The sequence below is a fragment of the Pseudomonas sp. MPR-R2A5 genome (assembly GCF_058793055.1).
In genome coordinates, this window is record NZ_JBXAFK010000016.1 from 50,372 (window position 1) to 70,107 (window position 19,736).

Annotated in this window: 15 protein-coding genes; 7 read left to right on the forward strand and 8 right to left on the reverse strand. The window is 61.4% G+C overall.

Features of this window, described 5'->3' with window-relative positions; translation table 11 throughout:
* Positions 1-114 precede the first annotated feature (114 nt).
* Positions 115-1,152, forward strand: a complete 1,038-nt coding sequence (locus AC1Q6I_RS13760; RefSeq protein WP_102623852.1) for an alpha/beta hydrolase family protein — start codon at positions 115-117, stop codon at positions 1,150-1,152.
* Here AC1Q6I_RS13760 and AC1Q6I_RS13765 read toward each other — a convergent pair.
* The 3 genes from AC1Q6I_RS13765 to AC1Q6I_RS13775 all read right to left on the reverse strand — a co-directional run bounded on the left by AC1Q6I_RS13765 (position 1,146) and on the right by AC1Q6I_RS13775 (position 5,644).
* On the reverse strand, positions 1,146-2,321 hold the full coding sequence (locus AC1Q6I_RS13765) for an MFS transporter (RefSeq protein WP_102623851.1): 1,176 nt from the start codon (positions 2,319-2,321) through the stop codon (positions 1,146-1,148). The genes AC1Q6I_RS13760 and AC1Q6I_RS13765 overlap by 7 nt on opposite strands.
* Before the next feature lie 355 nt (positions 2,322-2,676).
* Complete coding sequence (locus AC1Q6I_RS13770; protein ID WP_024075225.1) at positions 2,677-4,263, reverse strand: ABC-F family ATPase; 1,587 nt, start codon at positions 4,261-4,263, stop codon at positions 2,677-2,679.
* Between the two features lie 142 nt (positions 4,264-4,405).
* Entirely contained in the window at positions 4,406-5,644 is a 1,239-nt protein-coding gene (locus tag AC1Q6I_RS13775) for an MFS transporter (protein WP_069075922.1), read from the reverse strand.
* Between the two features lie 155 nt (positions 5,645-5,799).
* On the opposite strand from AC1Q6I_RS13775, the gene AC1Q6I_RS13780 reads away from it, so the two are divergent.
* Complete coding sequence (locus tag AC1Q6I_RS13780) at positions 5,800-6,612, forward strand: class I SAM-dependent methyltransferase (protein ID WP_024075298.1); 813 nt, start codon at positions 5,800-5,802, stop codon at positions 6,610-6,612.
* 138 nt (positions 6,613-6,750) lie between these two features.
* Here AC1Q6I_RS13780 and AC1Q6I_RS13785 read toward each other — a convergent pair whose 3' ends face one another.
* The gene (locus AC1Q6I_RS13785) at positions 6,751-7,137 is read right to left on the reverse strand and encodes a TIGR03067 domain-containing protein (RefSeq protein WP_102623850.1); all 387 of its coding nucleotides are present in this window, start codon (positions 7,135-7,137) and stop codon (positions 6,751-6,753) included.
* A gap of 341 nt (positions 7,138-7,478) precedes the next feature.
* Between AC1Q6I_RS13785 and lpxO the strand changes: the two genes are divergently transcribed.
* Positions 7,479-8,378 carry a lipid A hydroxylase LpxO gene (gene lpxO, locus AC1Q6I_RS13790; protein ID WP_102623849.1) on the forward strand — a complete coding sequence of 300 codons (900 nt, stop codon included), beginning with the start codon at positions 7,479-7,481 and terminating at the stop codon, positions 8,376-8,378.
* 17 nt (positions 8,379-8,395) lie between these two features.
* On the opposite strand, the gene ligD is transcribed toward lpxO, so the two are convergent.
* Positions 8,396-10,900: a DNA ligase D gene (ligD, locus tag AC1Q6I_RS13795; protein ID WP_102623848.1), complete on the reverse strand. Its 2,505-nt coding sequence runs from the start codon at positions 10,898-10,900 to the stop codon at positions 8,396-8,398.
* Positions 10,901-10,926: 26 nt separating this feature from the next.
* Positions 10,927-11,778: a non-homologous end joining protein Ku gene (gene ku / locus AC1Q6I_RS13800; protein ID WP_102623847.1), complete on the reverse strand. Its 852-nt coding sequence runs from the start codon at positions 11,776-11,778 to the stop codon at positions 10,927-10,929.
* 183 nt (positions 11,779-11,961) lie between these two features.
* On the opposite strand from ku, the gene AC1Q6I_RS13805 reads away from it, so the two are divergent.
* A complete protein-coding gene (locus tag AC1Q6I_RS13805; protein WP_024075304.1) occupies positions 11,962-12,279 on the forward strand; it encodes a hypothetical protein in 318 nt (105 codons plus the stop codon).
* Between the two features lie 22 nt (positions 12,280-12,301).
* Complete coding sequence (locus AC1Q6I_RS13810) at positions 12,302-13,459, forward strand: PQQ-dependent sugar dehydrogenase (protein ID WP_102623846.1); 1,158 nt, start codon at positions 12,302-12,304, stop codon at positions 13,457-13,459.
* 201 nt (positions 13,460-13,660) lie between these two features.
* On the opposite strand, the gene AC1Q6I_RS13815 is transcribed toward AC1Q6I_RS13810, so the two are convergent.
* Together AC1Q6I_RS13815 and AC1Q6I_RS13820 are read right to left on the reverse strand one after the other, a co-directional pair.
* Positions 13,661-14,140 (reverse strand): nuclear transport factor 2 family protein, encoded by a 480-nt coding sequence (locus AC1Q6I_RS13815; RefSeq protein ID WP_102623845.1) that lies wholly within the window; start codon positions 14,138-14,140, stop codon positions 13,661-13,663.
* A gap of 42 nt (positions 14,141-14,182) precedes the next feature.
* Complete coding sequence (locus AC1Q6I_RS13820; RefSeq protein ID WP_024075307.1) at positions 14,183-14,746, reverse strand: TetR/AcrR family transcriptional regulator; 564 nt, start codon at positions 14,744-14,746, stop codon at positions 14,183-14,185.
* A gap of 124 nt (positions 14,747-14,870) precedes the next feature.
* Here AC1Q6I_RS13820 and pssA point away from each other — a divergent pair, with 124 nt between their 5' ends.
* Positions 14,871-16,214 carry a CDP-diacylglycerol--serine O-phosphatidyltransferase gene (gene pssA / locus AC1Q6I_RS13825; RefSeq protein WP_102623844.1) on the forward strand — a complete coding sequence of 448 codons (1,344 nt, stop codon included), beginning with the start codon at positions 14,871-14,873 and terminating at the stop codon, positions 16,212-16,214.
* A gap of 96 nt (positions 16,215-16,310) precedes the next feature.
* Positions 16,311-19,691 carry a hypothetical protein gene (locus tag AC1Q6I_RS13830; protein ID WP_146015753.1) on the forward strand — a complete coding sequence of 1,127 codons (3,381 nt, stop codon included), beginning with the start codon at positions 16,311-16,313 and terminating at the stop codon, positions 19,689-19,691.
* Positions 19,692-19,736: the final 45 nt, after the last annotated feature.

A 19,736-nucleotide genomic window follows, 5' to 3' on the forward strand; every position in this document is an offset into this window, starting at 1 on the left:
CCAGGTTATGCAGCATGGGTATATCACTCGGTGCGAGTACCTTGAACCATGGACTTTTCAATCAGACATGCCGCGGGTGTTGAGCGTGGTTGCACAGCAAAGGTGGACATCCTCATGATGCGTCTTTGTGCTGTTTTGGTTCTTTCCCTGCTCGGCGGCCTGGTTTCAGTGCACGCCGCACCCGCACCGCACCCGCATTGGAGCGTGGGCTTCCATCGCATGACGTTTCTCGATCCGCTGGATCTGCAGCCGATGAAAGCCGTTGCGTTCTACCCCTCCACCGACGACGAGCACAGCACGCAGCTGGGGCCTTATCGCGTCGCCGCCACCGAAGATTCCAAGATTGCCATCGGCCGCTTCCCGATGTTGATGCTGTCCCACGGCAACACCGGCACGCCGCTGGCCCTGCATGACCTGGCCACCTCGCTGGCGCGCAAGGGCTTTGTGGTGGTGGCGGTGTTGCACCCCGGCGACAACTACAAGGATCACAGTCGCCTGGGCACGGTCAGCAACCTGTATGGGCGGCCGATCCAGATTTCCGAAGCGATCACCGCGACCCTGGCGGACCCCATGCTGTCACCGTTCGTCAACGTCGATCAGGTGGGGGTCATTGGTTACTCGGCCGGTGGCGAAACCGCCTTGATCCTGGCGGGCGCCAAGCCTGATTTCGACCGCCTGCGCCGCTATTGCCAGGAGCGCCCGGAAGACCGCGATGCCTGCACCACCAAGGGTGAACTGGTGGTAGACCGCGATGACCTGCAGCCGCAATCCGATCCGCGTATCCATGCCTTGATGTTGATGGCGCCGCTGAGCTTGATGTTCGGCCGCCACACCCTGGCCGATGTGCATGTGCCGGTGCTGCTCTACAGCGGCGACGGCGACAAGCTGGTGGCGGTGGACAAGAATGCCGCCGCCCTGGCGCGCAAGTTGCCGAAACCGCCGGACTTCAAGCTGCTGGCCGGGGCAGGGCACTTCGTATTCATGGCGCCGTGCGACAGCGATCAACTGGCGTTGATGCCGGCGATCTGCACCGACGCCGATGGGGTCGACCGCGAAGGCATTCACCGCGACCTGATCTCCGAGGCCGGGCGCTTTTTCAGTCACACCCTGGGGCAGTCCACCCGCGCCGGTTTGCAGACGGCCGATCAGTAAGCGCGGCGCTTGAGCAGCACGGTCACGCCCAGCGCCGTGACTGACAACAGCGCCGCGCAGAAGAAGATCCAGCCGTAACCCAGGTTCAGCGCCACGGCGCCCATCAACGGCCCGGCAATCGCCAGGGCCAGGTCGAAAAACACCGCATAGGCACTCAGCCCCGCGCCCCGGCTGCTGTTGGGCACCTGCTTGATGGCTTCCACACCCAGCGCGGGGTACACCAGCGACAACCCGAAGCCGGTCAGCCCTGCACCGATCAGTGCCACGCCAGTGGATGGCGCAAGCCACAGCAGGGTCAGGCCCAGGGTCTCGATGATCATGCAGGCGATCGCTGCCCTGAAACCGCCAAACCGGCTGATGGCCGAGATAAACACCAGGCGCGAGACAATAAAGCACACACCGAATACCGTCAGGCAGTAGGCCGCGCCTTGCCAGCCGCGATTGAGGTAATACAGGGTGATAAAAGTGGTCAGGGTGCCGTAGCCGATCGAGGCCAGGCACAGGCTGGCGCCAAACGGTGCGATGCGCCCGAATACTGCCCAGAACGGCAGGCGCTCGCCACGTACCACCGGCACCGAAGGTTTGTTGCGGATCAGCACCAGGCCCAGGGCTGCCAGCGCCGACAGCGCGACCCCGAGGCTGGTATAGCCGTACTCGGCAACCATCACCACGCCCAGCGGCGCACCGATGGCAATGGCGCCATAGGAGGCGATGCCATTCCAGGAAATCGAGCGTGCGGTGTGCTCGGCGCCAACCTGGCCCATGCACCAACTGATGGTGCCCACGCCGATCAGGCCCTGGGCCACGCCGAGCAACAAGCGCCCGGCAATCAGGACGCCCAGGCTCAGCGCCGGCAGGCTTTCCATCAGTGTCGCGACAAACGTCAGCACGCCACTGACCAGGATACCGGCCAAGCCCAGCACGATCGCACGCTTGGTGCCCACGGTGTCGGACATGCGCCCAGCCATGGGGCGGCTGAGCAGGGTGGCCAGGTACTGCGAGCCGATGGTGACCCCGGCCACCACGGCACTGAAGCCCAATTGCTCATGCACATAGCCTGGAATCACCGCAATTGGCAGGCCGATGCAGATAAAGGCAATGAAGGTGTAGAAGACGATGGAGACGATCTGCAGGGTGATCGACAATGAGCTGGGGGTGGCGGCAGGCATGGGTGCTCGTTCGCGGGCGGGCGGTGAGCGCATCATGGCAAGGGCTTGGGGGAAAAGGAAGCAGCCTAACTAATTTGGCTGATGAATAGGCTTGCCGGGGGGCAGCGTGAGTTTGCTGTGTCGAGCGGGCTTGCTGTAGTGAGAGGGTTCGCTGTGGCGAGCGGGCTTGTTGTGGCGAGCGGGCTTGCCCCGCGTTGGGCTGCGAAGCAGCCCCAATAAAAAACACCGCGTTCTGCCAGGCAAAACACGGTGTTTGGTTTTAGGGCCGCTTCGCAGCCCAACGCGGGGCAAGCCCGCTCGCCACAACAAGCGGGCTCGCCACAGCAAGCCCGCTCGCCACTTCAGGTCGCTGCTTTTAGAACACCACGCCTTGGCTGCGCAGGTAGTCGTCGTAGGTGCCGCTGAAGTCGATCACGCCGTTGGCGCTCAACTCGATGATGCGGGTGGCCAGGGACGATACGAACTCACGGTCGTGGCTGACGAAGATCAACGTGCCGGGGTAGTTTTCCAGGGCCAGGTTCAGCGCCTCGATGGATTCCATGTCCAGGTGGTTGGTCGGTTCATCCATGATCAGCACGTTCGGCTTTTGCAGGATCAGCTTGCCGAACAGCATGCGGCCTTGCTCACCACCGGAGATGACCTTGACCGACTTGAGGATCTCATCGTTGGAGAACAGCATGCGACCCAGGGTGCCACGGATCACTTGCTCGCCTTGGGTCCACTGGCCCATCCAGTCGAACAGGCTCATGTCGTTTTCGAAGTCACTCGCGTGATCCTGGGCGTAGTAGCCCAGTTCTGCGGCGTCGGTCCACTTGACGCTACCGGCATCCGGGGTCAGTTCGTTGACCAGGGTACGCAGCAGGGTGGTCTTGCCGATACCGTTCGGGCCGATGATCGCCACGCGCTCGCCGGCTTCGACCTGGAAGCTGAAGTCCTTGAACAGTGGCTTGCCGTCGAAGCCTTTGGCCATGCGATCGACGATGACTGCCTGGCGGTGCAGCTTTTTGGTCTGTTCGAAACGGATGAACGGGCTCACGCGGCTCGAAGGCTTGACCTCGGCCAGCTGGATCTTGTCGATCGCCTTGGCACGGGAAGTCGCCTGCTTGGCTTTCGAGGCGTTGGCCGAGAAGCGGCTGACGAAGGATTGCAGTTCGGAGATCTGCGCTTTCTTCTTGGCGTTGTCCGACAGCAATTGCTCGCGGGACTGGGTCGCCACGGTCATGTACTCGTCGTAGTTGCCCGGGAACAGGCGCAGCTCGCCGTAGTCCAGGTCAGCCATGTGGGTGCACACGCTGTTCAGGAAGTGACGGTCGTGAGAGATGATGATCATCAGGCTGGAGCGCTGGGTCAGGATGTTTTCCAACCAGCGGATGGTGTTGATGTCCAAGTGGTTGGTCGGTTCGTCGAGCAACAGCACTTCAGGATCGGAGAACAGCGCCTGGGCCAGCAATACGCGCAGTTTCCAGCCAGGGGACACTTCGCTCATCGGGCCGAAATGCTGTTCCAGGGGAATGCCCAGGCCCAGCAGCAGCTCACCGGCACGGGATTCGGCGGTGTAGCCGTCCATCTCGGCGAATTCGGTTTCCAGCTCGGCCACGGCCATGCCGTCGTCTTCGCTCATTTCCGGCAGCGAGTAGATGCGGTCGCGCTCGGCCTTGACCTTCCACAGCTCCTCGTGGCCCATGATCACGGTGTCGAGCACGGTGAATTCTTCGTAGGCGAACTGGTCCTGGCGCAGTTTACCCAGGCGAACATTTGGTTCCAGCATGACCTGGCCGCCGGACGGATCAAGATCGCCGCCGAGGATTTTCATGAAGGTCGACTTGCCGCAACCGTTGGCACCGATCAGACCATACCGGTTGCCGGCGCCGAACTTGACCGAGACGTTCTCGAAGAGCGGCTTGGCGCCGAACTGCATGGTGATGTTAGCTGTGGAGATCAATTACTTTACCTATCAATGGGTTGCGAGCGTGGCGGCGTGAGCCTCCAGGCATGCGTCAACAGCGACATCAAGGCGCGAAACCCGGTCGCTGAGCAAAAAATGGGGGATGTGTGTTGGAATTTGGCGCGCATTGTCGCATATGTCAGGCGACAGTTGTATGGCACGCGAAAGATGGTTTTTCCAGCGTCTCCGGCATGGCCAGCCACAACAGCGCCAAGGCCACGGCGGCAACACCGGCCAGGGTCAGGAACGCGGCGTTATAGCCGGCTTGTTGCACCACGAAACCGGCCAGGCTGTTGCTCAATGCCGCCCCCAGGCCAAACACAGTGGACAGCGCGCCCAGGCTGACGTTGAAACGCCCGGTGCCCTGGGTCAGGTCCTTGACGATCACCGGGAACAGCGCGCCGAAAATGCCCGCGCCGATGCCGTCGAGCATCTGCACGGCGACCAGCCAATAGGGATCGTTGGACAAGGTATACAGCACGCCCCGCAACGGCAGAATCATGAAGCCGATCAGCAGCAGCGGTTTGCGCCCCCACAGGTCGGCCTTGGCGCCCACCAGCCAGGCCATCGGCACCATTACCAGTTGTGCGGCGACGATGCAGGCCGAGGTCAGTGGCGTGGCCATGTGCAAGTTGATCTGCGACAGCTTCTGGCTGACCAGTGGCAGCATGGCCGCATTGGCCAAGTGAAACAGCGCGCAGCAGATCGCGAACAGCAGCAACGGCCGGTTGGCCAGCAAAACGGCCACGCCGGAAGGCTGCTCATGCGCGGTGTGATGGGCAGGATCGAAGCCCCGGGCGACCTCATGGTCGATCGTCTTGGCCGACACGCAACTGACCGCGACGATACTGGCGACCGCCATAAACGCCATCAGGTAGAACACCACCACCGGCCCGAACAGATAGGCGAGGCCACCGGCCAGCAGCGCAGCCACGGCATTGCCGGCGTGGTTGAAGGTTTCATTACGTCCGGTGCGGCGGGTAAAGGCCCGTGGCCCGGTGATGCCGAGGGAAATCGCGGAGATCGCCGGGGCAAACACCGAGGCTGCAACGGCGCTGGCGGCCTGGGTCAGCGCCACCAGGCTGAACGAACTGACAAAGGGCAGCATCAGGCAACTGGCGGTGACCAATAGCGCCGCAACCGCGATCACCGCGCGTTTGCTGCGAGTGCGATCGATCAGCGCGCCTGCCGGGCCTTGGGTGATCAAGGCGGCGATCCCGGCCAGGGTCATGACCACGCCAATGCTGGCCGGGTCCCATTGGTGCACGGCCAACAAGTAAATCGCCAGGTACGGTCCCAGGCCGTCACGCACATCGGCCAGGAAGAAATTCAGGCTGTCCAGGGACAAGGTGGTGCGCAGGTCGTTGTGATGGGCCACGGTGCGATCTTCGAGGAGCGGTGTTCAAGGACTGGACACCCGTTGGCTTAATGACCTTCGGGCTTGCCGGGAAGTTTCCCCTGCGCATAGGGTTTTATCTGACAGGCAATTGGCTTATTTTCCCAAGCTTGCCGCACTGATTCTTAGGAGATGCAATGGACATGCCCTCGGCTCAACAAGCAATTGCCAGCAATAAGGACGCCTGGGATGCATCCGCCAGGCTGCACAAAGACACGCCGACTTGGAAAGCGCTGTTGGGCGCAGTGGTCAACCCGAGGTTTTCGTGCCTGGACCCGACCATCACCGCGCTGCTGCAAGCGGTCGGCGTAGAGGGCAAGGATGTGGTGCAGCTGTGTTGTAACAACGGCCGCGAAAGCCTGTCGCTGTTCGGCCTGGGCGCGCGCTCGGTCGTCGGGGTCGATCAATCCCGGGCCTTCCTGCAACAGGCCGAAGAGCTGGCCGCCGTGTCGCCCCATTGCCCCGAATTCATCGAAACCGATATCCATCAACTACCCGAGCGCTTGCACGAACGCTTCGATGTCGCCTTAGTGACGATCGGTGTACTGGGCTGGATGCCCGATGTGGCGTTGTTCATGCGGCACGTTGCCAGTACCTTGAAACCGGGTGGCACCCTGGTGATGTATGAAACCCATCCGTTCCTCGAGGTGTTCGACCCGCGGGCGAGCGACCCGCTGCGGCCCGCCAGCGCCTATTTTCAGCGTGAGCCCTTTGTGCTGCAGGAATCCATCGTGTACGAAGGGCTGGCTGAAACTACCGGTCCAACCTCCTATTGGTTCGTGCATACCCTGGGCAGCCTGGTCAACGGAGCGATTGCGGCGGGCCTGCAGATCGGCCACTTGCAGGAATACCCGCATTGCAATCGTGAGGAACTCTACGATCAGTACGAGGATCAGCCGGCGCAATTGCCCTTGTGCTTTACCCTGACAGCGACCAAGCGCTGCGTATAACGACCTTTTCGGCACGCAAAAAAAGCCCGCACGTAGAGGCGGGCTAAGGGATTCACTGGAGTAGGTAAGTTTCACTCTATAGACCGCGAAGTGAACGCTTCGTGAAAATGCGGTCGCAAGTTTGCGCGGTGTATAGGCTTACCGCCGGCGTACAAAGGTCCTCATTGTCTGACCTGGGCCAGTAGTGAAGACGGTTGGCCTGGGCATGCCTTCATCTGCGGCAATGAACACAAAATCATCCCCTTCGAGGCGGTAGCTCGCAGGCAGTTGCTTACCCGCATCTTCGCCCATGGCGTCCACCCAGGTAATGCGCTTGGGCACTGCGCTGCTGTCCAGGAAGAATCGGCCAGCCAGTAATATTGCTCCAGTGGTGGTAGTCACGGTGAACTGGTCGCCTGTAATGGTGGTTAGAGCACCAGGCGCGCTATGGGCATCCACCGGGTTAAGCACGCCACTGTCTTCGAGCGAAGTTTGCTCCCAGGCACCTTGAAGGGCTTGGTAGTCCGGGTCTGAAATGGATGACATACAAATTCCTTTTTGTTGAAGGGCTAATTGCAGGCGGTCTTGGGAAGGGAGGACGATTAAATCACCTGAGACGCTATCAGATGTGGGATGGATCTGATCGATGCCCGACCGTCATCTTCCACACCCTCAAAAGCACACTCACTAGACAGCTTTTCACAAATCTTAGTTAACTTTTGGTTACAAGATGTGGCTAAATAACGGCCAATGCGCATGACCGGTCTGTCACCCGGCCGATCATGCTGCGTCTATGTGAATTGTGATTTCAGGTGCTGCTATCCAATCCTCGGCCGTCGTGGGCACGCAGGAGCAGCCTGTCTTCTTCTGACTTGTGACGAAATCTCTTGAAACTCATCATTGTTGCTCTCTACGTTGCCTCTATTGCGTATGTCCACCTGCGTGGCCGGGTGCGGCATAAGTTGGGCCGCCAGCTCAGCGATCACTCGACTTTCCTGGCGCCGGTCAACTGCTTTCTCTACCTGTTCTCCAAGCTGCCCAGCCGGCCCTTCCTGTCGCCCAGCGACTTTCCGGACCTGAGCCCGTTACAGGAGCATTGGCAGGAAATCCGCGCGGAAGGCGAGAACTTGATGCGGGAAGGGGCGATCAAGCGCTCGGATCAGTACAACGATGTGGGTTTCAACTCGTTCTTCAAGTCAGGTTGGAAGCGCTTCTATTTGAAATGGTACGGCGACAGTCATCCTTCGGCGATGAAGCTGTGCCCGCGTACCACTGAGCTGGTGCAGAGCATCGGTTCGATCAAGGCGGCCATGTTTGCCGAGCTGCCACCAGGTTCCCGGTTGGTGCGGCACCGCGACCCCTATGCCGGTTCCTACCGCTATCACTTGGGTCTGGACACCCCTAACGATCCGGGCTGCTACATCAATGTGGATGGCGAAAGCTATTCCTGGCGTGATGGCGAGCCGGTGATGTTCGACGAGACCTATATTCACTACGCGGAAAACACCACCGCGCAGAACCGTCTTATCTTGTTCTGTGACATCGAGCGACCGATGAAATACCGCTGGGCGGCGGCGTTCAACCGCTGGTTCAGCCGCACGGTCATGGCGGCAGCCGGCTCGCCCAATGATGACGGCGACAAAACCGGTGGCCTGAACCGTGCCTTTAACCGCCTGTACAAGATTCGCCTGCGTGGCAAAGAGCTGAAAAAGCGCAATCGCACGCGCTACTACCTGGAGAAGTGGGCGATTTTCGCAGTGCTGGCGTTGATCTTCATCCTGATCTGAGCCTGGGCCGGCGCGACTCACTCAGGTGGAGTCGCGCCCAGCTTGTCCCACATCTTCTTGCTGATCTTCTGTCGATTGGCATAACCCGCCCACGGGTTGTCCTTCAAACCCTGCAAGCGTTCGTGCAGGTTGGCCACCGTCCACTGCTGGGCACCGCGCAACCCTTTCAATTCGTCACGGCTGACCGGCACCGATACCGGCAGGCCGGGTCGTGCCCGAACCGAGTAGGCCGCGACCGTGCTGGCGCCACGGGCATTACGCAGGTAATCGATGAAAATCTTGCCGACGCGGTTGTTCGGCCCTGACGTGGCGGTAAAGCGCTCCGGCAGTTGCTGGGTCATGAACTGGGCGATGGCCTTGGCGAAGGCTTTCACGGTGTCCCAATCGTCGCGACGTGCCAACGGGACAACCAGGTGCAAGCCCTTGCCGCCACTGGTTTTGATAAAGGCTTGCAGCCCCAATTCATCCAGCACCGATAAGGTCAGTTGCGCCGCTTCCAGCATGGTTTTCCACGGCAGTGCGGGGTCCGGGTCGAGATCGAGCACAAACAGATCTGGGGTCTCGATCTTGTCCGAGGTGGCGCCCCAGGTGTGCAGCTCCACGGTGCCCATCTGCACCGCGCCCACCAGGGCGGCGGTGTTGTCGATTTCCATCAGGCGGGCATGACCGGGGTCCAACGCCGGGTCCAGTTGCTGGAGATGCGGGATCGCCAGGCGCTCTGTGTGCTTCTGGAAGAACTGCTCGCCCCCCACACCTTCCGGGGCACGGAGCAATGCCACAGGGCGATGGTGCAGGAAGGGCAGGATCCAACGGCTGATGCTGTCGTAGAACTGCGCCAGTTGCAGTTTTTGCGTGCCGCTGTGCTGATCGATGATCCGCTCCGGGTGGGTAATCTTCACCCCGGCGACGGTGCTGGGCGCGCCGGACTTCCGGGCCGTTGGTGCTTGCAGCGATTTGGCCGCGCGTGGCTGCTCATGAATGATCTGTTGCACCGGTTTATCAGAACGCAGCGCGACAAACGCGGCCTGGCGTACCACGCCTTCCCGGGTCCACTCGGCAAATCGCACCTCGCCGACCAATTGCGGCTCCACCCAATGCACGCCGCGGGCCTGGGCGCGGGTCAGTGGCTTGTCCAGGGGTGAAGTCTTGCGCTGCAGCGGCGTAAGCCGGGCGTAGATGTCCTGCAGCGCGGCCCGATCAAACCCGGTGCCGACACGCCCGGCATAGACCAGCCCGGCATCGCCGTTGACCGCCAGTAACAGCGCGCCAAACCCGCTGCGCGAACCCTGGGGGCGGGTGTACCCGACAATCACGAACTCCTGGCGCAGGCGGCATTTGAGCTTGATCCAGTCGGTGTTGCGACTGGATACATAGGGGCTACCCGCACGCTTGCCGATCAAGCCTTCCAATGCCAGGTCGCGGGCGCTTTCGAAGATATCGTGTTGGTTGGCGGCAAACGCCTCGGAGAAACGCAACAGTTTGCTCTTGCTACGGGCCAAGGCCGCCTTGAGCGCAGCGCGGCGTTTTTCCAGCGGGTCTTGCCGTTGATCGCGGCCCTCCAGAAACGGTGCGTCGAACAGGTAATAGACAATGTCCAGGCTGCGTCCGATATCGAAGGCGTTTTGCAGGGCCTGGAAATCCGGCAAGCCATCGCCATTGAGGCTGACCACTTCGCCGTCGAGCCAGCTGTCCTTGAGTTTCAGGGCTTGCAGGGCCTTGGCCTGGCGCGGCAAGCGGTCAGTCCAATCATGGCCGTTGCGCGTGAACAGGCGCACTTCGCCGTCACGAATACGCGCCAACATGCGGTAGCCGTCGAACTTGATTTCGTAGAGCCAGTTACCCTCCGGTGCACGGTCGACCAAGGTGGCCAGTTGAGGCGCGAATTGATCGGGCAGGGCGAGCGTTTTCTTGCGTGAGGCTTTTTTCGCGGAGGGTTTGGCGGCGGTCGTCGGCGTGCCCACCGATGCATCACTGAGCACGCTCCGGGGCTGTGCCTGGACGATATCGTAGTCGCTGCTCGGGCGTGCCTGCTGATCCTGTTCCTTGATCAGCAGCCATTGTTGCTTATCGCCGCTGCCTTTGAGGCGGGTACGCACCAGGGTCCAGTCGCCGGCGAGTTTCTCCCCGACCAGGGTGAATTTCAGCTTGCCGGCGGCGTAGGCTTTTTGCGGATCGTCATGGGGTTGCCAGACGCCGCGATCCCATACGATCACGTCGCCGGCGCCATATTGGCCCGCCGGGATGCTGCCCTCGAAACTGCCGTAGCTCAAGGGGTGATCCTCGACATGCACGGCCAGGCGTTTCTGGCTGGGGTCCAGGCTGGGGCCCTTGGGTATTGCCCAGCTCTTGAGTACCCCGTCGAGTTCCAGGCGAAAGTCGTAATGCAGGCTGCGCGCATCGTGCTTTTGAATCACGAACGCCAACGCCGATGCCTGGCGCTTGTTGGGTTTCGAGTCACCCGCAGGTTCGCCAGTGATCTCGAAATCGCGCTTTCGGTGGTATTCGCTCAAGGGTTTTGCCATGTCGTTTTCTCCCTTCTATGGCGGACTCAAGAGGCCTTTTTGCTGGTTTTTTTCGCGGCTGGTTTTTTCGCCGGGCGCTTGGCGGTGGATTTGCCGGCCAGACTGCGCTTGAGCAGTTCGGTGAGGTCGATCACGTCAGCCGACTTGCGTTCTTCGCTGCCGGCCTGGCTTTCCACGTCCTCGATCTTGCCGGCCTTGGCCTTCTTCGCCACCAACGCCATGATCTTCTCCTGAAAACTGTCACGGTAGGCATCGGGCTGCCAGTCGGCGCTCATGTCTTCCACCAGGCGCCTGGCCATGTCCAGCTCGCCCTTGGCCAGGCTGGGCCGGGTCACATTGCTGCCCAGCTCCAGTTCATCGAGGCTGCGCACCTCAGCGGGCCAACGCAGCATCACCAGCACCAGGGCCGACTCCAGCGGCATCAGCGCAGCCAGGTGCTGCTTGGTGTGCAACACCACATTGGCCAGGGCGACCTTGTTGGTTTTCTTCAGGGTTTCGCGCAGTAATGCATACACCTTGCCGCCGCGTTTGTCCGGGGCCAGGAAGTAGGGCGTATCGATGTTTTGCAGGGGGATCTGGTCGCTGGCCACGAAGGCGATAATCTCGATGGTCTGGGTCGACTTGGGGTGGGCCGAGCGGATTTCCTCTTCGCTGAGCACCACGTAGCGGCCTTTCTTGAACGCCACGCCCTTGACGATGTTGTCCTTGGTGACTTCCTTGCCGCTGGTCTTGTTGATGCGCTTGTAGCCCACCGGGTCCATGCTGCGTTTATCCAACCAGTCGAAGTCGACCCCCTGGGAAGCCGTGGCCGAAACCAGCGACACCGGGATATGGACCAAGCCAAAACTGATGGCACCTTTCCAGATTGCCCTAGGCATGCGTGCAGTTCCTTGAGAAGAGGCTATGTGCGGCTGACTCGTGGGCGTTGGCAAAAGTTTCGATCAGCGGATGCGCGGACAGATCGTGTTACACCTGATGAGAAACTATTTAGTGTCGAAATTCGAACCCAGCGCGTAGCGTGTTATCGAAAGCACGTACTCCTCGCCTAGAGAGGCTTTGTCATGAACATCTGTGTGCGTCATCTTGCAGCGCTGGCATTGGGCTTGGCGCTGGCCACCGCTGCCCAGGCGCAAAACCTGCCTGGCAGCAACAACTCGGACAATGGCCCGATCCACCGGGCCAACCCCAACAGCATGCAGGGCACCCAGCCCAATCCGTCGCTGATACGCGGCATCCAGACCGCTCCGACCCCGCGTACACCCACCCTGGAAAACGGCGGCATCGGCAATCGTTATCCGCAGCGCGACGCAGCACCCAGCCGCCCCGCGACCGAAACCAAAGCCCCCACTGTTGATGCCAACGGCAATCGCCGGCCTTGAGCGCCGGTAAGGACCCCGCCTTATGTTTCTACGCAAAACGTTTCTTGCCGCCTTTTGTGCCACGACCTTGCTGCCGCTGACGGCGGTTTACGCAGCCGATGTGCAGCAATTCCCAAGTGAGCAGGGCAGCATCACCGTCACCCCGATCGCCAAGGGCCTGGACCACCCATGGGCGGTGGCTTTTTTGCCCGACAGGCAGGGCTTCCTGGTGACCGAGCGGCCTGGGCACCTGCGCTTTGTCAGCCCGGACGGCAAGCTGTCGGCGCCGCTGAGCGGTGTGCCTGAGGTCTGGGCCAAGGGGCAGGGCGGCTTGCTTGACGTGGTGCTCTCACCCGACTTCAAGCAGGACCGCATGGTGTACCTGTCGTACGCTGAGGGCGGTGGCCAGGGCGGTACGGCCGGTACGGTGGTAGGGCGCGGGCGTTTGTCGGACGACTTGAGTGGCTTGAAGGACTTCAAGGTGATCCTGCGCCAGGAACCCAAGCTGTCCACCGGTAATCACTTTGGCTCACGCCTGGCCTTCGACCGTGATGGCTACCTGTTCGTGACGTTGGGCGAAAACAACGACCGGTCCACGGCCCAGGACCTGGACAAGTTGCAAGGCAAGGTGGTGCGGATTTACCCCGATGGCCGCATCCCCGATGACAACCCATTCGTGGGGCAGCCAGGCGTACGTCCGGAAATCTGGTCCTATGGCCAGCGCAACCCCCAGGGCCTGGCACTGAACCCCTGGAGCGGCACGATCTGGGAAAACGAGCATGGGCCGCGTGGCGGCGATGAAGTCAACATCATCGAGCGTGGCAAGAACTATGGCTGGCCGCTGGCGACCCATGGCATCAACTACTCCCTGACGCCGATTCCCGAAGCCCAGGGCAAGACGGTGGAAGGCACAGTCGCGCCGCACCATGTGTGGGAGAAGTCTCCAGCTATCAGCGGCATGGCGTTCTACGACGCCGACCGCTTCAAGGCCTGGCAGCACAACCTGTTCATTGGGGCGCTGTCCAGTCAGGAGTTGATTCGCCTGCAGTTCGATGGCGACAAGGTGATCCATGAGGAACGCTTGCTGGGGGGCTTGAAAGCGCGGATTCGTGACGTGCGCCAGGGGCCGGATGGGTTTCTGTACGTGCTGACGGATGAAGACGATGGGGTGTTGTATCGCGTCGGTCTGAATCAGGACTGACACTTACGGGTTTCCAAACGGTGGGATAGCCCGCTGACTCTGCAACTTAGCGCTGCCGCACAGCAAACTGGAACCCCTGTGGTGAGGGAGCAAGCGCCCTCACCACAAAGTGCAGTCGTTTAAGCCGGCATTTAATCTTGGATAATCAATAAATTATCTTATAGGTGCCGGGGGCTCCCGCCTTCTGGAAGCGTGCAAGCCCTAAAGGCCGAGTTCGGACAGCCCCGGGTGATCATCCGGGCGCCGGCCCAGGGGCCAGTGGAACTTGCGTTCACTTTCCTTGATCGGCAAATCGTTGATGCAGGCAAAACGGTTGGCCATCAGGCCATTCTCGTCAAATTCCCAGTTCTCGTTGCCGTAGGAACGAAACCAGTTACCGGAATCGTCGTGCCACTCATAGGCATAGCGCACGGCAATACGGTTATCGGTGAACGCCCACAGCTCCTTGATCAGCCGATAGTCCAGCTCCTTGGCCCATTTACGGGTCAGGAAGCCCTTGGCTTCTTCGCGGTTGTAGGCGAATTCGGCGCGGTTACGCCACTTGGTATCCAAGGTGTAGGCCAGGGACACCCGTTGCGGGTCGCGGGAGTTCCAGCCGTCTTCGGCCAGGCGGACTTTTTCGATCGCCGATTCACGGGTGAAGGGCGGCAGCGGTGGACGGATTTGCGAGGTGGATGGCATGTCATGGCTCCTGGGCTAAAGAAAGTTGCGCGGGTGATGCGTTCAAAGCCCCAATAACGTTCGCGCCATGCATTGCGCATTATCAGCAGCGGTTGAATCGCCCATCACCAGGGCAACGGTAATGGCGCCATCGATCAGGATCAGCAGTTGCGCGGCCTGCCGTTCGGGGTCGGGGGTGCCATGTGCTTGACACAGTTGGCGTGTGTATTCGAACAGTTTCTGTTTGTGCGCCTTGGCCAGCAGGCGCACGGGGTCTTGAGGGTTGCCGGTTTCACCGCTGGTGTTGATGAAGGCGCAACCGCGAAAGTCCGCCGAGCCGAACCAGGCCTTGAGTGCGCTGAACAGCGCAAGCAAGCGTTCGCCGCTATCGTCGACGCGCTCCACTTCGTCGCGCAGCCACTGCATCCAACGCTCATCACGGCGTTGCAGGGCGGCGACCACCAACTCGTCCTTGTTGGCGAAGTAACGGTAAATGCTTTTGCGCGAGACCCCGGCGGTTTTCACCAGGAAGTCCATGCCGGTGGCGGCGATGCCATGGCGATAGATCAACTTTTCGGTGACGTCGAGGATGATGTCGCGAGTTTCATTGTGGGTCATGTCGTTCATGCTGCATAAAGTAGAACGATCGTTCTTCTTGGTCAATAGGCTTTTTCCATGCCGGGCAGCGAGACCTGAGCAACCCCATGGTGTAAGCTCGGGGCCTCTTCGGATTCGACCCATTGCGAGCCTTATGCCGTCGTTCTTCAAACGCTCCCTGTTGCCCAAACTGCGCGGTTTTCCTCTGACTACCGATGCCATCGATGTGTTGTCCGGCGCCGATGCGTTTCGTCGTTGCCTGCTGGAACAAATCCACAAGGCCACGCGACGCATCTACATCGTCGCGCTGTACTTGCAGCAGGACGAAGCGGGGCAGGAGATCTACGACGCCTTGCACGCGGCCAAGGCCGCGCGACCGGAATTGGACATCGTCGTGGTGGTCGACTGGCTGCGCGCCCAGCGCGGGTTGATCGGCGCTGGCAAGCAGCCGGGCAACAGCGCCTGGTACCAGGCCATGACCCAGAGCCATGCCAGTGAAGTGCCGGTGTATGGCGTGCCGGTGCAAACCCGCGAACTGTTCGGCGTGTTGCACCTCAAGGGGTTTGTGATTGACGACACTGTGCTCTACAGCGGTGCCAGCCTGAACAACGTGTACCTGCACAAGTTCGACAAATACCGCTTCGACCGTTACCACCTGATCCACAGCCAAGCGCTGGCCGATTCGATGCAGCATCTGGTGGAGCACGGGTTGGTGGCCTCCAAGGCGGTGCATCGACTCGACTTGCCCAACCCGCCGACCACGCGCAGCCTGCGCAATGACATTGGTGACCTGCGCAGCCGCCTCAAGCATGCGGCCTACGACACCACGGCGGGCCAGTTGCCCACTGGCAACCTCTCGGTCAGCCCGTTGCTTGGTGTGGGCAAGAACAACCCACTGAGCCGGGTCATCTTGGAGCTGATCGCCAGCGCCCAGCATCAGTTGACCATCTGCACGCCGTATTTCAACCTGCCGCTGCCGGTGACCCGCGAGATCAACCGCGCCCTGGCGCGCGGGGTGAACATCGACATCATCGTCGGCGACAAGACCGCCAACGATTTCTACATCCCGCCCAGCGAACCGTTCAAGGTCATCGCAGCGCTGCCGTATCTATACGAAATCAGCCTGCGCCGCTTTGCCAAGCGTCATCAGCCGATGATCGACAGCGGCCAACTGAACCTGCACCTGTGGCGCGACGGCGATAACACTTACCACCTCAAGGGCATGTGGATCGACCAGCGCTACACGTTGCTGACCGGTAACAACCTCAACCCGCGGGCATTCCGCCTCGACCTCGAAAACGCCTTGCTGATCGATGATCCCAAGCATGAGTGGCTGGAGCCGAGGGGGGCCGAACTGGCGCAGATCTTCCAGCACACCACACGCATCGAACGCTATCAGGATTTGCAGAGCCTGGTGGACTACCCGCAAGCGGTCGGCAAATTCTTGCGTCGCGTCAGCCGGGTGCGGATTGAGCGGTTGTTGTATCGGATTCTCTGAATGTGGCCTCGCCACGACATTTCTCATGATTAACCGTGAACCGATGACGGGCCTGGGACCACTTCTCTGACGGAATAACCTCAAGAGAACGTGCCCATGTCCATTTCCTTGCAAAACCGCCAGCGATTTATCCCGGATAACCCGATCCCCGTCGGGCTCACTGTGCTTACCCCCGAGCACCCACGCGTGCCGGTTGAGCACTCACGGCCGGCATCGCGGGGGCGCCGTGCCGCAGAGGGGCAGGGTGATCAACGCCCCGCTGCCGATGTGAGGCTGGGGCAACGGTTGGGTGCGGCAATGGAGAGCGGTTACGCCATGGTCGAGGTGCCCGCCAACAGCAGCCTGGCGCTCTACCGCCAGCTTTGGAGCCAGCCGGCCCTGCAGGCCTGGCTGACCAGCAAGGGCCTGGAGACGGGGACCTTGAGACTGCATAAAGATTTCATCCAAGGCTACGTCGTTCGCGATGGCGTGCGCACGCCTGTGAGGTTCTCCACCAGCGATGCGTCGGGATGGTGGCAAGTTTCAGCGCCGTTGCGTGCTCTTCGCGAGGTTCTGGACCCACGGGACCGAGGTCTCACCCACCTGGCAGACGGTGAGCAGTGGGTGCCTCGGCACCTGGTTCTACAGGCGTTTGGCATTGAGCTTCCGATGGGCATCGAGCAGGCCAATCAATTGGAGCGGCAATTGCGCACCCAGGGCCTGTCGATGCCGCCTGCGCGGGCCCGATCAATGGCCGCCGATCTGGCCCAGGTGCAGCTGACCCTTGGCGAACTTGAAGAACGTCCCCGCTTGGCGGACCAGCTTGAGCGACTCATCACGGATTTGCCGGACACCACGCCCTGGGACGGGGCGCTGCCAGCAGACGGTTCCCCTACGCTGCGCCAGATCGTTGAGCAAAAGGGCCTGGGTACCCCACACACCGTGGGAGAAGTGCGTAACGTCATCCAATGGCTGCGCACCACCTTGCCTCCGGCGCCGCCCTTGGGCAATTACGCCGGTTTCATGGATTGGACGTGGGCTCCGGGCCAGTTATCGGTGTCAGACAAAGCCACGCTGGCGGCATTGGCCAACGCACAGTTGGGCGGTGCGAGCGCCGAGGGCTTCGACTACCTGAAGGGCCATGGCCTAGAGGCACTGCAAGCGGATCCGGCCGGGCATCTGCACCGCCTGCTCGACAGTCCCGAGGCATTGGATCTGGGCGAGCGCTGGGCCCGCAGTGTGAATTGGTACGGTACGTTCGATATCGGCACGACAGTGCCAAAGGCGGTATGCCAACAGATGGTCATTGCGGCAATCAAACTGCACGCCGATCCACAGGCACCGGGAAAACCGGGGCAGGTGGCCGGTTATGACCTCTACCAGCCCGCCAACATGGGGCGCACGTTTACCGCCATACGCCGCGACCTGGAAAACCATCTGATCCACCAAAAAGGCCTGGACTCGAAACTGGCGGTACTGGCCGCGCATATCGGCCTGGCACAGGCTGCGCCGGAGTTCCTTGTACGCGATGTGCCTGATGCGATCCACATGGGAACCCCGGCATGGATGGAACTGCGCCTGGGATGCGGCATGGTCGACAACTTGGCCCCGGGTACTTCGCGAGCGATGGACGAAGAGCAGATCAGCGCCATCACTGTCCTGGGGCCCACCAGTGAGGCGCAGGCGACCCTGATGCGCTTGCTCGGCCTGCGTATCATCACCGATTGGGCCGTGCTCAACGGGGTGATTCCTCGCGCACCCGACGGCGAGTACTCCGCGCACATGATTCAGGCCGCGTCTGCGGCATTTCAGGGCCAGCGCGAAGATGTCAGCCGCGCATTCACGCAGTGCGCGTCCGGGTTGCCGACGCGCAGGTCGGTCGCCATTGCCGAGTTGCTCAAGGTTTTCCCAGGCGTCGCCGCGAGCCGCCTGGAAGGCATGACGGTACAGCTCGCCGATGCCGGGGCGCGTCGTAACATGCGGGTCTCCGAACCCCGTACGCGTTCGCTGGTGGAGACCTATATGACCGGTGATCTGACCCCCGGCAAGTGGGTGCTCACCAGTGACCTGCCACAAGCACCAGCGCGCGCGGCGAGTTCGCCCTACCAGCCACGCAGTGAGGTGATAGCGCCCGTCGAGAAACGCAACGAACTGGATGCCCGCATTCGCCGTCTACCGGCGTTGGACGGCCTGCTGAAAAAGGCTGTCGATGAGCATCGCAGCGCCCTCAAGAGCGCTTATGCGACCCAGCTCAAACTCAGAATCGCCGAGTTGCCATTGGCGGATCGCAAGCTGCTGGAACTGGGCAATGTCGAGCTCTTTACCCTGCGCGGCGAAACCGGGGAGATTCAGGCCAAGGAGACTGATGCGCATCGTGACGCGGCCAAGTACCGGCAAGGCACCCTGATACGTGCGGAGCACGGCACCACCGTGAGTTATTACGAGGTGTTCGCCAAAGGGCCAATCGTCAAGCGCACAGACCTGCCGTCGCAGTTGGTGTTGGGGGGCGTGGTGGAGAGAAAGCGCGTCCCCGCGCCGTGGGGCGTTACCTCCGTGCCGATTGTCCGCGGCACTGCCCTGGCCATCGACGTCGACGCCTACGCCAAGGGATCGGATCCTCGGTCAACGCGGGAGCCTTCCAAGGTCATTGTTGAAAAGCTTGGCGCAACGCTGCCCGGCGTTCCCCGCCCGGAGGGTTTCGCACCCGATGATTTCGTCCCTGACAGCTACTCATCGTCGAAGACAGCCGACATCGTGACGCGAATCACCCAAGGCAATTTTTATGAATCGCAAGAGACTATGCTCGCCAGGGCGAAGGGGGTGTTGCCCCTTGAACAACACCGCGAGGCCGTTGCGCGCGATCATGGGATCCTGCTCGGGTTGGTGCCTTTCGTGGGGGCTTATCAAGAGTTTGCGGCAGGCAATATTGGCAGCGGCTTGTTCAGCCTGGCATTGGATGTGGGCGGGGTGGCACTGTCGGCCGCTGGCCGGGCACGCTCGTTGATACGTGCGGGAAGGGCACTGGCGCAGGCCCCCGTGGCCGGGGTTATCCGGCGGCTGGCGCCGACGCTCAGTCCCCTTGTACCGAAAACGGCCTGGGTAAAACCGGTAGCGTCCTTCAGCGACAAGGCCTTCGATTTCGTCAGGGAAGGCGTATTGTTCACCAGCGCCGCACTCAACCCGTTCGATGGCTACCCGCAAATGGTCAGCGCGGCCACGAAGGGGCTGGTCAAGTTACCTGCGTTGGTTGCAGGCGGCGCGACCCGGCTGGGTAAGTCTGTGCCGCATTTGATAACGGCCGAGGAGAAGATGAGGTGCTATCTGATGGCGGCGGCCGGTCAAGCAGCACCCTCGCGGCCTCCAGCGGCGGGCGTTGCGGGAACGAGCCAGGGCATTGACGTGCACGCCACGGGCAACAACGGACGTTGGTATGCGATTGATCCGCGCAGCGGCCGGCCGTTCGGCACGCCATTGAGCGGGTTCCAGCAGGTACGCTGAGCCGACGACCTCCCGCGCCGGGCGCGGGAGGGTGAGCGGCCATTG